At 62.1% G+C, this 12,730-nt stretch carries 12 protein-coding genes; 4 read left to right on the top strand and 8 right to left on the bottom strand.

Annotated elements, in window-relative coordinates:
- Positions 1 to 107: 107 nt before the first annotated feature.
- Positions 108 to 902, bottom strand: a complete 795-nt coding sequence (locus GGR20_RS07915; RefSeq protein ID WP_183310712.1) for a response regulator — start codon at positions 900 to 902, stop codon at positions 108 to 110.
- Between the two features lie 177 nt (positions 903 to 1,079).
- On the opposite strand from GGR20_RS07915, the gene GGR20_RS07910 reads away from it, so the two are divergent.
- From GGR20_RS07910 to GGR20_RS07895, 4 genes are all read left to right on the top strand, one after another.
- Positions 1,080 to 1,283, top strand: coding sequence for a NepR family anti-sigma factor (locus tag GGR20_RS07910; protein ID WP_420827435.1), 204 nt, complete (start codon positions 1,080 to 1,082; stop codon positions 1,281 to 1,283).
- 4 nt (positions 1,284 to 1,287) lie between these two features.
- The gene (locus tag GGR20_RS07905; protein ID WP_183310710.1) at positions 1,288 to 1,842 is read left to right on the top strand and encodes an RNA polymerase sigma factor; all 555 of its coding nucleotides are present in this window, start codon (positions 1,288 to 1,290) and stop codon (positions 1,840 to 1,842) included.
- A gap of 325 nt (positions 1,843 to 2,167) precedes the next feature.
- Positions 2,168 to 3,592, top strand: a complete 1,425-nt coding sequence (locus tag GGR20_RS07900) for a sensor histidine kinase (protein ID WP_183310709.1) — start codon at positions 2,168 to 2,170, stop codon at positions 3,590 to 3,592.
- Positions 3,589 to 4,509 carry a diacylglycerol/lipid kinase family protein gene (locus GGR20_RS07895; protein ID WP_183310708.1) on the top strand — a complete coding sequence of 307 codons (921 nt, stop codon included), beginning with the start codon at positions 3,589 to 3,591 and terminating at the stop codon, positions 4,507 to 4,509. Before GGR20_RS07900 ends, GGR20_RS07895 begins: the two co-directional genes overlap by 4 nt.
- A gap of 10 nt (positions 4,510 to 4,519) precedes the next feature.
- On the opposite strand, the gene GGR20_RS07890 is transcribed toward GGR20_RS07895, so the two are convergent.
- The 7 genes from GGR20_RS07890 to GGR20_RS07860 all read right to left on the bottom strand — a co-directional run bounded on the left by GGR20_RS07890 (position 4,520) and on the right by GGR20_RS07860 (position 12,684).
- Entirely contained in the window at positions 4,520 to 4,813 is a 294-nt protein-coding gene (locus tag GGR20_RS07890) for a hypothetical protein (protein WP_183310707.1), read from the bottom strand.
- Positions 4,814 to 4,959: 146 nt separating this feature from the next.
- A complete protein-coding gene (locus tag GGR20_RS07885) occupies positions 4,960 to 5,328 on the bottom strand; it encodes an ElaB/YgaM/YqjD family protein (RefSeq protein WP_183310706.1) in 369 nt (122 codons plus the stop codon).
- A gap of 229 nt (positions 5,329 to 5,557) precedes the next feature.
- Complete coding sequence (locus GGR20_RS07880) at positions 5,558 to 5,710, bottom strand: DUF3309 family protein (protein ID WP_183310705.1); 153 nt, start codon at positions 5,708 to 5,710, stop codon at positions 5,558 to 5,560.
- A 45-nt stretch (positions 5,711 to 5,755) separates the two neighbouring features.
- On the bottom strand, positions 5,756 to 5,926 hold the full coding sequence (locus GGR20_RS07875) for a hypothetical protein (RefSeq protein WP_183310704.1): 171 nt from the start codon (positions 5,924 to 5,926) through the stop codon (positions 5,756 to 5,758).
- Positions 5,927 to 6,030: 104 nt separating this feature from the next.
- Entirely contained in the window at positions 6,031 to 6,909 is an 879-nt protein-coding gene (locus tag GGR20_RS07870) for a transglutaminase family protein (RefSeq protein ID WP_183310703.1), read from the bottom strand.
- 11 nt (positions 6,910 to 6,920) lie between these two features.
- The gene (locus tag GGR20_RS07865; protein WP_183310702.1) at positions 6,921 to 9,332 is read right to left on the bottom strand and encodes a circularly permuted type 2 ATP-grasp protein; all 2,412 of its coding nucleotides are present in this window, start codon (positions 9,330 to 9,332) and stop codon (positions 6,921 to 6,923) included.
- A gap of 4 nt (positions 9,333 to 9,336) precedes the next feature.
- Positions 9,337 to 12,684, bottom strand: coding sequence for a transglutaminase family protein (locus tag GGR20_RS07860; protein WP_183310701.1), 3,348 nt, complete (start codon positions 12,682 to 12,684; stop codon positions 9,337 to 9,339).
- Positions 12,685 to 12,730: the final 46 nt, after the last annotated feature.

Below are 12,730 nucleotides of genomic sequence, written 5' to 3'. Positions count from 1 at the left end.
ACTCCATGTTTTGATACTTGCACTAACAACGCTGCTCTTTACAGCAAGTTCCGGACGCAAAGAAAAAGGCCGGATCGCGCCGGCCTTTTTCAACAATTCAGCTTCAATCAAGCTGCGGCGCGGGAGCCTTCATCAAAGAACAGTGCCTGGCTGATCAGAGCCTTCACCATGTCGGGGTTGAATGGCTTGGTGACCAGGAAGGTCGGTTCCGGACGCTCGCCGGTCAGCAGCCGCTCAGGGAAGGCGGTGATGAAAATAACCGGTACAGAGTGGGTATTGAGGATGTCGTTGACCGCATCGATGCCCGAGCTGCCATCAGCAAGCTGGATGTCAGCCAGGATCATGCGGGGCTGGGTCTGCGCGAACAGGCTCACCGCTTCCTTGTGCGTCCGGGCAATGCTGACCACCTTGTGGCCGAGGCTCTGCACCATCTGCTCGATATCCATGGCGATCAGCGGCTCGTCTTCGATGATCATAATCTCGGTCGCCACCTGACGGGAAATGTCGGTAGACGCCCGGTCGAGCAGTTCGGCAAATTCATCCTCGCTTGTGGAGAGGATTTCCGCTGCCTGCGGGTGGGTGAAGCCTTCTACCGCTACCAGCAGGAACGCCTGGCGGGGCAAGGGCGCCAGATTGGCCAAATTGGCCGCAGCGCGCTGTTCCCAGGCAAAGCTTGAGGCTGGCTCGGGCACTTTCACCGCCGAGGAGGAAAACAATGCTGAGAACAGCTTGTAGAGCGCGATGCGGTCGGTGCTAGCTTCGGGGAACAGGGAGATATCGGCAATCAGTGCTTCAAGTGTGGCGGCGACATAGGCGTCGCCTGAGGTCTGCGAACCGGTAACGGCGCGAGAAAAGCGCCGCAGGTAGGGCAGGTGCGGTGCGATCCGCGTGGACAAGGACATAGACGAAAACTCCCGGGTGACGCTTGTTGTATTGCACTCAACGATGGCTCAAAACGTGTGCTGTCGAGAAAAGTTCCAGCGAGACGGAACTTTTGTGGCCCTCATGGCATTTGGGCATCGATACCGCGCGAGAGATGAAGACTAACGGTCATATTCGGAATGAAGAAGGATAATTTGGTGACGCAGCAACGTGTGCGCATGCAGGCGGAGCGGGCGGAAGATGGACTCGGTCCGACTTCGGACATCGGGTCGCGTCTGCGCGCTCTCTATGGAGCGGTTCAGGACGAGGGCGTCCCCGACCAGCTTCTTGATCTGCTCGAAAAGCTAGACAGCGCCGAACAGGCTCAAAGCGACAAGTCTTCCAATCGCGGGGGAGAGTAACGGCATGAGTGCCGAAGGAACGTCCTTCAAACGGGAAATGCTGGCGACCTTGCCAAGTCTGCGCGCCTTTGCGGTATCGCTGACCGGAAAGCATGACAAGGCCGATGATCTGGTGCAGGACACGGTCATGAAAGCCTGGGCCAAGCAGTCCAGCTTCGAAATGGGCACCAATATCAAGGCGTGGCTGTTCACCATCCTGCGCAACGAATTCTACAGCCAGATGCGCAAGCGTGGACGCGAAGTGCAGGATACTGATGGGGCCTTCACCGAGCGTCTTTCGGTGCATCCATCACAATATGGCTCGATGGATCTCGAAGACTTCAAGGCAGCGCTGTCCGAGCTTCCCGACGACCAGCGCGAAGCCATTATTCTGATTGGCGCTTCCGGCTTTTCCTATGAAGAAGCTGCGTCGATCTGCGAATGCGCCGTGGGCACTATGAAGAGCCGGGTCAGCCGTGCCCGCACGCGGCTGACGGAATTGCTCAAGGTGAGCGGGGAGTCCGATTACGGTCCGGATGCCGTTTCCGCGCAGGTGACATCAGGTAATCACGGCTTCTGAGCGAGACGGACCTCGTACGGCCTCGATCAGGACCGCGTCAGGTAATGGCTTGAGCAAAATAGGGGTGCCGGGAAGTTCCGGCACGCCTTGCGACACAAGCTTGTTAGCACTCAGGCCAATCACTGCTATCCCGCTCCGCGGGGTCAGATCCGCTGGCTTGGGCGGAGTTGCGAATTGCTCTATGCGACCGAACTGGCGCAGCTGGCTGGGTGGGAAGGTCTGGGTGAGCCAATCCGTCCGCTGATTTAGCCGTGTCGGCCTCATTGCTGCCATCGCTGGAAAGCATTGCTCGGCATAGCGGCCGCACCCGGCGCAGGAGCAGGAGATGAGCGTCTTGGTTGACCGCCTCAAAAGCGTCGAGGAACCGCATCTTGTTCGGCGCGGCACACGGCGCCTGGCGGTGTGGGTTTCGCTCGGCCTGGTCTGTCTGGCTGCGGTTGCGGCGCTGATGCTCATGCAAGGTTTCGACCGGCAGCTCAACGACATCAACAAGACCTATGCGGTGCGCAATGCCGCGCGCGAGTTGGCCCATGCGCTGAGCCAGGCCGAGGCCAGCCAGCGCGGTTTTTTGCTGACGGCCGATCCGCAGTTCCTCCAGCCCTATCGGGAGGCTGTCTCTAGCCTGGATCGTCGTGTCGTCGCCCTGATGGAAATGACAACGGATGATCGCGGACAAAGCGACCGCGTGGCCAGCATTACCGGCGACATTTCAAGCAAGATGGCGGAAATGGATCGCACCGTGGAGCTGGTTGCGACACGGCGTAATGAAGAGGCCCAGACCCTGACCGAGACCGGCATGGGCGCGCGGTTGATGGCCGGGGTCAGCGCGACCTTGGAAGAGTTCATCGCCGAGGAAGATACCAAGCTGGCTGATCGCAACCAGCAGATCGACCAGACTCGAACGGGCCTGGTCGCGGCATTGATTGCCGCGCTCACTGCGGCGGCGATCCTGGCCTATGCCTTGTTGATGCGCACCCAAAAGCAGGTCAGCGCCTTGGCCCAGCGCCATCGCGGGCTGTTGAGCCAGAACGAGGCATTGGAAGAAGAAGTGGCCGAGCGCACCAGGGATATCGAGGAAGCGCGGGCTCATGCCGAGCGCGAACGCCAGCGGGTGGAAGCGCTGTTGCAGGACACCAATCATCGCATCGGCAATTCGCTGGCCACGGTCTCTTCGCTTTTGGCGCTGCAAGTGATGCGCGCGGAGTCGGACGACGTCCGCACAGCGCTCGAAGCGGCGCGGCTGCGGGTCCATGCGGTGGCCTCGGCCCATCGCCGCCTGCGCCTGGGCGATGACCTTGAAACCGCGCGTGCCGATGAATTCCTCGCGGCCGTGCTTGAAGACCTTGCCGAAACCCAAACCGATGGCGGTCGGATCGCGGTGCGCGGCGTGTTGTCGCCCATTGAAGTGAGTGCCCGCGATGCCACCACGCTGGGCATTCTGGTCGGCGAACTGGTGACCAACGCGCTCAAGTACGCCTTTCCGGGCGCGCGCAGCGGCACCATAACCGTCACCATGGCGCGTGATGAAGAAGACGTGCCGATGCTTTGCGTCAAGGACGACGGTGTTGGCATGCCGGAGGGCGAGAATGCAACAGAATCCGGGCTCGGCTCGGTCATCGTCAAACAGCTCTCGGCGCAGTTTGGCGGGGAGCCGCATTATGCGACGGTGGATGGCGGCGGGCTCGAAGTCATAATCCGGCTTCCCGAACTGGGCCGCGCCAGCACGGCAAAAAAGGATGACGCAAATTGAGAATCCGGGCCATTTTGAACAAGGACGGCGGGACCCTGCGCACCATGGATCTCGACGAGCTCTGTGTCCTGGCGAAGGATCTGTTCGCGCGCGAGGGGCACGAGCTCGAGTGCACGATGGTGGCGGGCGAGGATGTGGAGGAGGCCCTCAAGGCCGCTGCGAGTGACCCCTCCGTCGAGGCGGTAGTTGCGGGGGGTGGCGATGGCACGATTTCTGCGGCGGCAGGCATTGCCTTCAAGAGCAACAAGCCTCTGGGCGTTTTGCCGGCCGGCACGATGAACCTGTTCGCGCGTGCCTTGGGCATGCCGCTCGAGTTGGACCGCGCTTTGGCTGCCATCGCGCGCGGAGAGGTCGACCGCATCGACATCGCCACGGCCAATGGCCGGCCGTTCGTGCATCAGTTTGGAGTTGGCATTCATGCGCGACTGGTGCGCATCCGCAATAACATGGTCTATCGCAGTCGTGTCGGCAAGATGCTGGCCAGCATGCGCGCAATTCTGTCGTCGGCAGTCGATCCACCCCGCTTCGATGTGGAACTGCACACCGAAAAGGGCGACAGGACGGTGACGGCCACCGGTGTGGCCATATCCAACAATCCGCTGGATGACAGTCCTGTGCCGGTCGCCGAATCCCTCAATTCCGGGCGTTTGGGCGTATATGTCGCTCATAGCGTCTCTACCGGCGAACTGCTCAATCTGGCGTTTGACGTGATGACCGGCCGCTGGCGGGCCAATCCTGCGGTCAGCGAGACCGAAGTGAACGGCATTGTCCTGCATTTCCCCAAGCGCAAGCGGGGCACCCATGCGGTGGTCGATGGGGAACTGATCGATCTGGAAACCGAGGTGGTTCTGAAACTGCATGCTCAGGCACTGCCGGTGATCCGTCCAGGCCACGTGGAGCGCTCGAACGAGATCTGACACTTGCGCGTCAGCTCTCGTCCTTGTCGCCGTCCTTGTGCAGCAGCGCGATGGCCGCAATGGCGGCCGCGGGCAATCCAAGCCGCAACAGCATGGGGGATTTGGTCAGCAAAGGCAGGGCTGTGAGCGCGGCCGTGGTGAGAAACGTACTCGTTTCCTTGGCTCGGCGGCGTTCGGCGAGCTCGCGCTGGCGATGACTGCGCCCGATCAGCGAACCGACATAGACCGCCAGTGCCAGAACCAGAAAAGTGCCGGCCAGCACAAGGGCAGCAATGAGCGGTCCGAGCAGGTCAGCAAGAACCATGAACCCTGCAGCGATCAAAAACCCAATCGCGATAGTGCAGAAAACGCCAATCAGCCCCCAAACCAGGACAGCTGACTTCGCTTTGGCCGCCAGACCTTCGACCTCGAGCCCCAGTAGGGAAGCGAGTGGCGAAATCAAACCCATAATCAGTGCCGGGTGAGCAGGGCGAAGACGAAGCCGATCCCGGCGGCCGCGGCCACGGCCGTCAGCGGCTTTTCGCGGATGCTATCCTTGAGTTGTTTTTCAGCCTGGCTTACCTGCTCCTGCGCATCGTCCAGCATGTGCTGGCCGCGGGCCTGCAATTGCTTGACCTCATTGGTCGCCAGTGCGCGCGCGCCCTCGACCTTCTCGCCTGTGAGCTTTCCCAGCGTGTCGGAAATCGCCCGGATGTCGGCCTGAAGCTGGGCGACCTGTGCCTCAAGTTCCTGCTCGCGGATTTCGGTCTTAGCCTTGGCGGCCGCGCCGCCATTGCCGGCCTTGCGACCAGAGGGGGCCATATCGGAAGTGGTTGCCATTTGACGCTCCTATCGTGAAGTCTGAACAACGCCGGGGAGGAGCGGTAGTTCCGGCCAGGGTGTGAGCGAACAAAAAAGAAGTCCCGACGAGCCATTGGGCTGTCGGGACAAAAGGTGCGGATCGAAAGGGGGGCGACCATCGACCCGCGACGGGCACATTCCATTTGAAGGAAAACCAGAGGGACCTGGCGTGCCCATTTGGGTATTTGCGGTGGCTTCGGTTTGGTGGCTAGATGCGACCCATCAAAACCAGGATCAGCACTACGACCAGAATGACGCCGAGGATTCCCGAGGGAAAGTAGCCGAAGCCACGCGAATATCCCCAGGTCGGCAGTGCGCCGATCAGCAGAAGAACTAGAATGATTAGAAGTATCGTACCCATTGAACCCTCCGGGATCTGTTGTTGGCTGGCTCGCCTATCTCGACCCTAGAGCAGGGCGACCAGTAGCGCGGTGGCGGTTGCCAGAATGAGCGACGCCGGAAGAAGAGCCAGAGCCACGTTGGTAAAGCGCGATTGATGATCGTAAAGATCGTCGCTCCAAGTGGCTGCGATAACCCGGCTGCGGCCATTATGGGTTCGGTACTGGGACTGGTTCATCGTCGTCATCTCCTGCGGTCCGGTTTTCCGGACCTTCCTGGCGGGGCCGCTCGGCCCGCGTGTCGAAAGAACGAGGAGATGACGATATTGGTTCCGTTTCCGGATTATTCGACGCGCAGCACGTCCACCGACTGCTTGGTCTCGTGCGAGCCATGGGTGCGCAGCACGCCGACAATGGGCGAGATGTCGGAATAGTCGCGCCCATGGCCGATCGAGATATGGTCGGGGCCGGCAATCATGGCGTTTGTGGGGTCGAATTCGACCCAGCCCAGATGCTGGCCACACCAGGCACGTACCCAGGCGTGCATGGCATCAGCGCCTTCCAGGCGAGCCTGTCCTTCCGGTGGATTGGTGCGCAGGAAGCCCGAGACATAGCCTGCAGGAATGCCGAGACCGCGCAGGCCTGCAATCATCACATGGGCAAAATCCTGGCATACGCCCTTGCGCAAATTGAAGGCCTCCGCAGGGCGGGTTTCGACATCGGTCGCCTTGGGATCGTATTCGAAATCCTTGTGGATCGCCATGCAAAGAGCTGTAGCAACGGCCAACGTGGTGGGCGCGTTCGCTGTCACGGCGCGGGTATAGTCCGTGATCGCGGAATCTATCTGCACGCGGGACGAGGCAGCCAGGAAGTGCTGCGGGCTGGCGGACGCCACCGACCAATATTGCCCGATCTCGCGAGACAATTGCGCCAGTGGCGGCGAGAAATCGGCCGGCGGGGAGAAATCCTCGATCTGAACCCGCGCCGTCAGGCGGATGGTCAGCTTGTCATGCGGCTCGGTCATGGTGATGGCGGTCACCGAATTGCCGAAGAAGTCGAGAAAGCCGTTCTGGCGCGCCGGCGCCGGTTCGATTGCCAGTGACGAGGCGATGACACGCTGCAGGCCGGGCACATTGGCTGGCGTCACGCGAATGTGGTGGCGGCCGCCATGCACCGGGGCGTCATAGTCATATTCCAGGGCCAGGCGGATATCGTAGAGCATCTTGCCTGCCACTAGGTGAAATAGGCTGCGGCGATCAGGCTGGATAACATGCCGAGGTCGTCGGCAAGCCGGTCGAGCCGCTCGGGCGTCAAATTGCTGGCCTCGGCGATGACCAGATCGGTGTGGACCTCCAGCGCCAGCTTGGCGGCAGGCGAAAGCTGCTCATCGTCGATACCGCCAGGCAAGGCCTCGATCTGTTCTCTCAAGTCGGCGAGCTGGAACAGCACCGAGCGTGGATTGAGCGGATCGAGCACCAACAGGTCGACGGCGCTCAGCGCTCCGGCCGTTACCGAATAGCGGCGACGGTGCGACATTACGCTGTCGCCGATTTCGAGCAGCATTTCGACCGATCCATCGGGGGCTTCGGGGGCTGTCAGCCAGCCCGTGATGCGCGCCAGCTGCATTGCCCGCTCCAGGCGCCGGCCCAGTTCAAGAAAACGCCAGCCGGCAAAGCGGTACATGTTCTCGTGCACCAGACCTGAGAAACCAGCCAACTTGCGCAACAGCACCGTCATGGCGCGGGTGGCGTCGTCGCCCGTGTCGATGCGTGCGGCGAAGCGCTGCGCGGTCTTTTGCAGATCGGTCAGCGCCAGCCAGCCATCGGGCGAAAACCGGTCGCGAATTTGCCCGGCGCTATGCACGGCACTGTCGATAGAGGACAACAGCCCTTGCGGCATTGCCTCGGTTGCATCGACATCAAGCGTTTCGAGCAGGGCTGCGCAATGGGTGAGGATCGGCAGATCCGGTTTTGAAAGTTCTGCCAGCCGGGCATTGTAGGCGCGCAGAATGCGCACTGTGGCTTCGCAACGTTCCGCATAGCGCCCCAGCCAGATCAAATTGTCCGCGGCGCGGCTGGGCAGATTGCCGGGGGCGTTGCGCACCAGCTTTTCGCCCTCGCGCGGTAGCAGGGAGACCTGCTCGACAGGTTTGCTCGACAGCACCCACACATCGGCCGCCTGACCCCCGCGTTGCATGGCCAGGGCCGACGTGTCGGTGGTCGAGCCGACGCGGGCAAAGCCGCCGGGCATAATGGTCCAGCCGGCTTCAGTGCGGGCAGCATAGACGCGCAGGGTAATGGGCCTCGGCTCGAGCTTGCCATCGACATAGACCGGCGCAGTAGACAGCCGCACCGGCTCTTGTCCGACATAGGCGCCGCCGTCCTTAGCGATGCGGGCCTTGAGATCGGCTTTTTGCTCGGCAGTCATGCTGGCGCCCAGCGCGGTGCCGCGCAGATCGTCAAAGGGCAATTGGGTTGAGAAAGCCGGGCCGATCATCAGGCTATCGAAATTGTCGAGCACGAATTCGCGCTCGGCGCCCTGGCCGCACCACCAGGTAGCGATTTCGGGCAGTTCCAGCCCGGTGCCCAGCAGATGCTTGCACAGGCGGGGCATGAAGGCGGCCAGCGCCCGTGTTTCCATAATGCCGGTGCCGAGCGCATTGATCATCGAGATCGAGCCGGCGCGCAGTGCCTCGACCATGCCCGGCGTGCCGATATGGCTGTCATAGCGCAATTCAAGCGGATCGGCGAAGCTGGCATCGAGCCGCCGCCAAAGCACGCTGACCGGTTTCAGCCCGGCCACGGTGCGCACCATGACTTGCCCGTCCTCAACCACCAAATCCTCGCCTTCCAGCAGCATCAGCCCGAGATAGCGGGCAATATAGGCGTGTTCGAAATAGGTTTCGTTGAGCTGGCCGGGGGTAAGAATGCCGACGCGACCGCCATCGCGTTGAGCCTGATTGAACAGCGCATCGCGGAAGCCGCGGAAGAAACCGGCCAGCCGGTTGATGTTGAGCGAAGCGTAGATTTCGGACAGCGCGCGGGTGGTGGCCACACGGTTTTCCAATGCGAAACCGGCCCCCGAGGGGGCCTGCGTTCTGTCGCCCAGTACCCACCAGGACCCATCGGGGCCCCGTCCCAATTCAAAGGCGCAAAAGTGCAGATAATGTCCGCTGACCGGTTTTGTCCCGACCAGGGGGCGCAGGAATTCGCCGTTCTGCGCGATCAGTTCGGGCGGCAGCAGGCCCTCCTGCACCAGGGTGTTATTGCCATAGATATCGGCGACGATGGCTTCGAGCAGTTCGGCGCGCTGGGTCAGCCCGCTCGATATCTGCACCCAATCGGCCTCGTCGATCAGCAGGGGGATGTGGGCCAGCGGCCAGGCGCGTTCCTTGCCCTCGGCGCCGTCATATTTGCGGTAAAACACGCCGGCATCGCGCAGGTACTGATCGGCGCGTTCAACCCGGGCCGCCAGTTCGGTGGGACCCAGCGCATCGAAGGCCGCCATGAGTTTATCCCAGCCGGGCCGTATGGCGCCGGACGGGTCGATCATCTCGTCCGGCACGCCGGGCAACAGGCGGTAATCAGCAATGATGCTGGGGCCGGCTGGGGGCTTGCCGCGGGTCTGCTGATTCCGCGAACTCATGGCATTACGTGAACCGTGCCGGCCGCCTGAGGTCAAGCGTTAGCGGGAATTCGTCCGCAGGCTTTTCCGGGGTGAGTTGGTAGCCGCCCGGTGTGTGATTGTGCGGCACGAAGCGTGCAAGACGCCGCGCCTCGGCTTCATTGCCATTGACCGGGAAGGTTTCGTAGTTGCGCCCGCCAGGATGAGCGACGTGATAGGTGCAGCCGCCAATGGGCCGGCCGGTCCAGTTGTCGTAGATGTCGAACACCAGCGGCGCGTGCGCCGGTATGGCCGGATGCATGCCCGAGGCGGGCTGCCAGGCCTTGAAGCGCACCCCGGCCACGGCGCCACCCTTGGGGCCGGCGGGTTGCAGCGGCATGGGACGCTGGTTGCAGGTCACCGTGTAGCGGGAGGAATTGGCGGCTTCGAGACTCACCTGCAGGCGCTCCACCGAGGAATCAACAAAGCGCACTGTGCCGCCGATCGCGCCTTGTTCACCCATCACATGCCAAGGCTCGAGCGCCTGGCGCAGTTCGAGCCTGACCCCATCCACTTCGACTTCCCCGCAGAAGGGGAAGCGGAATTCGAGCTGGGCGGCGAACCATTCGGGCTCGAAATCAAACCCGTGCTGGCGTAGGTCCTCGAGGACGCCGAGGAAATCCTGCCATACGAAACTGCCAAGCATGAAACGATCATGCAGGGTGGTGCCCCAGCGGGTGAAGTCGCCGGACAGAGGTTTGTCCCAATAGCGGGCAATCAGGGCCCGGATCAGCAATTGCTGGGCGAGCGACATGCGCGCATTGGGCGGCATTTCGAAACCGCGGAACTCCACCAGCCCAAGCCGCCCGGTCGGGCCATCGGGGGAATAGAGCTTGTCGATGCAGATTTCGGCACGGTGGGTGTTGCCGGTGACATCGACCAGCAGATTGCGGAACAGGCGGTCGGTCAGCCAGGGCAGAGGCGGGGTGCCTTCGCCTGGCGCCGGCACCTGCGCCATGGCAATTTCGAGCTCATACAAGCTGTCGTGGCGTGCTTCATCCAGGCGCGGGGCCTGGCTGGTCGGGCCGATAAACATGCCGGAGAACAGGTAGCTCATCGAGGGGTGCCGCTGCCAATGCAGCACCAACGATTTGAGCAGATCCGGCCGGCGCAGGAAGGGGCTGTCATGGGGTGTCGCCCCGCCGACGACGACATGATTGCCGCCACCAGTGCCGACATGCTTGCCATCGATCATGAACTTGTCGGCGCCGAGGCGGCATTGGCGTGCCTCCTCATAGACGGCGTCGGTCGTGGCCACGCAATCGTCCCAGCTTGACGCGGGATGGATATTGACCTCGATGACACCCGGGTCGGGTGCCACGCGAATGACGTTGAGCCTTGGGTCCTGCGGCGGAGCATAGCCTTCAAGATGGACCGGCTGGCCGATTTCTTTTGCCGCTGCCTCAGCCGCTGCGATCAGCTCGAGAAAATCTTCCAGCTTCTCCACCGGCGGCAGGAAGATGCAAAGGCGATGCTCGCGCACTTCGGCGGTGACGGCGGTGCGCACCTCGCCCTCGATTTCGCTGATCACCTGCTCGGTGATGTCCTGTTGCTCAGTCGCTGCGGTGAAGTCGGCAGCGGCCTGCGCGCGCGGATCGATTTCGAGCCCGGTCTTCTGGCGCGCCAGTATTGCCTCTGGGTCAGGCAGGGGGCCGCGCGGCACACCCGGGTCCAGGGGCACCACATGCGGGTAGTCGGTCGGCTTCAAATGCTTGAGCGAACTCAATGGCAGGCGATAGCCCGCCGGACTGTCGCCGGGCGCCAGGAACAGCTTGCCGCGCCTGGTTTTCCATTTTTCAGTCAGCCAGGGGCTGGAGGCCTTGGCATTCCAGCGCTGCACGGGCAGGACATAGCCGGTGGGATGGGTCAGGCCCCGCTCGAATACCTTGGCAATGCGCGAGCGGGCCTCGGGATCGGCCAGTTCGGAATTGGCCGGATCGACATTCTCGGGCAAGTTGGCTTCCTTGAGCAGCCATTCGCCGGGGTCTTCATAGGCCTCATCGATGGTTTCGCCCGTCAGGCCGAGATTGCGCGCGAAGGCGTCGAGGAATTTTCGTGCATCGGCATGGGTGGCATCGGTCTTGATGCCCTCCTGGGCGATCAGCTTTTCGTCCTGCCATACCGGCTTGCCGTCGACGCGCCAATAGAGCGAGAAGGTCCAGCGCGGCAGGGTTTCCCCCGGATACCACTTGCCCTGGCCATGGTGCAGCATGCCATTGGGGGCAAAGCGCTGGCGCAGGCGGCGGATCAGCTGATCGGCCAGGCGCCGCTTGGTGGGACCGACCGCGTCGGCATTCCACTCACCGGCCTCGAAATCATCGATGGACACGAAGGTCGGTTCGCCGCCCATAGTGAGGCGCACGTCCTGCTCATTGAGCTTTTCGTCGACCTTTTTGCCCAGGGCGTTGAGTCGCTCCCAGCTCTCGTCGGAGAACGGCTTGGTGATGCGTGGATGCTCGGCAATTCGGGTCACTCGCATCTCGAAGGCGAAGTCGACCTCGGCGAAAGAGGCAAAGCCGGAAATCGGCGCCGCATTGCGGTAATGCGGCGTTGCTGCCAGCGGCACGTGGCTTTCGCCGGTCAGCAGGCCGGAAGTGGGGTCAAGACCAATCCAGCCCGCGCCGGGCAGATAGACTTCCGCCCAGGCATGCAGATCGGTGAAATCATGGTCGGTGCCGGCCGGACCATCGAGGGATACAATGTCAGGCTTGAGCTGGATCAGGTAGCCGGAGACGAAGCGCGCGGCGAGGCCCAGGTGGCGCAGAATATTGACCAGCAGCCAGCTCGAGTCCCGGCACGATCCCTTGCCATTGCCCAGCGTTTCCTCGGGCGTCCAGACGCCGGGTTCGAGGCGAACGATATAGTTCACCACGCTTTGCAGATGGGCGTTCAGATTGGTAACGAAAGTGACGGTGTTCTTGGGGCTTTTGTCGAGCCCATCAAGGAACTTTTGCAGTAGCGGCCCGGCCGGTTCCGGCTTCATGTAGATCGTCAGATCGTCGCGCAGATCCTCGGGATATTGGAATGGCCAGGTCTCGCCGCTCTCCTCGACGAAGAAGTCGAACGGATTATAGACCGTCATGTCGGCGACCAGATCGACCTCGATCTTGAGTTCGGTCACCGGCTCGGGAAAGACAAAGCGCGTCAGGAAATTGCCATAGGGGTCCTGCTGCACATTGACGAAGTGCAGGCTTGGGCTGACCCGCAAGGAATGGCTGAGCACCTTGGTTTTGGAATGCGGTGCCGGCTGCAGGCGAATGACCTGCGGCTGCAAAGTGACCGGGCGGTCATATTTGTAGTGGGTCAGATGATAGATGGCGGCTTTGATCGACATGCAGCTTCTGTCGCTCGCTTTAAGGCCACGGATTTTGGCTTCCCGG

The organism is Devosia subaequoris, from assembly GCF_014197055.1.
In the GTDB taxonomy this organism is placed as follows: Bacteria; Pseudomonadota; Alphaproteobacteria; order Rhizobiales; family Devosiaceae; genus Devosia; species Devosia subaequoris.
The sequence above is the reverse complement of the archived record's forward strand: the minus strand, read 5'-3'. Positions and strand labels throughout refer to the sequence as shown.

Bases quoted from the DNA above. Each gene is read 5' to 3' on its own strand.
- GGR20_RS07915 (WP_183310712.1), bottom strand. From the start codon at position 902: ATGTCCTTGTCCACGCGGATCGCACCGCACCTGCCCTACCTGCGGCGC.
- GGR20_RS07905 (WP_183310710.1), top strand. From the start codon at position 1,288: ATGAGTGCCGAAGGAACGTCCTTCAAACGGGAAATGCTGGCGACCTTG.
- GGR20_RS07900 (WP_183310709.1), top strand. From the start codon at position 2,168: ATGAGCGTCTTGGTTGACCGCCTCAAAAGCGTCGAGGAACCGCATCTT.
- GGR20_RS07890 (WP_183310707.1), bottom strand. From the start codon at position 4,813: ATGGTTCTTGCTGACCTGCTCGGACCGCTCATTGCTGCCCTTGTGCTG.
- GGR20_RS07885 (WP_183310706.1), bottom strand. From the start codon at position 5,328: ATGGCAACCACTTCCGATATGGCCCCCTCTGGTCGCAAGGCCGGCAAT.
- GGR20_RS07880 (WP_183310705.1), bottom strand. From the start codon at position 5,710: ATGGGTACGATACTTCTAATCATTCTAGTTCTTCTGCTGATCGGCGCA.
- GGR20_RS07875 (WP_183310704.1), bottom strand. From the start codon at position 5,926: ATGAACCAGTCCCAGTACCGAACCCATAATGGCCGCAGCCGGGTTATC.
- GGR20_RS07870 (WP_183310703.1), bottom strand. From the start codon at position 6,909: ATGCTCTACGATATCCGCCTGGCCCTGGAATATGACTATGACGCCCCG.
- GGR20_RS07865 (WP_183310702.1), bottom strand. From the start codon at position 9,332: ATGAGTTCGCGGAATCAGCAGACCCGCGGCAAGCCCCCAGCCGGCCCC.
- GGR20_RS07860 (WP_183310701.1), bottom strand. From the start codon at position 12,684: ATGTCGATCAAAGCCGCCATCTATCATCTGACCCACTACAAATATGAC.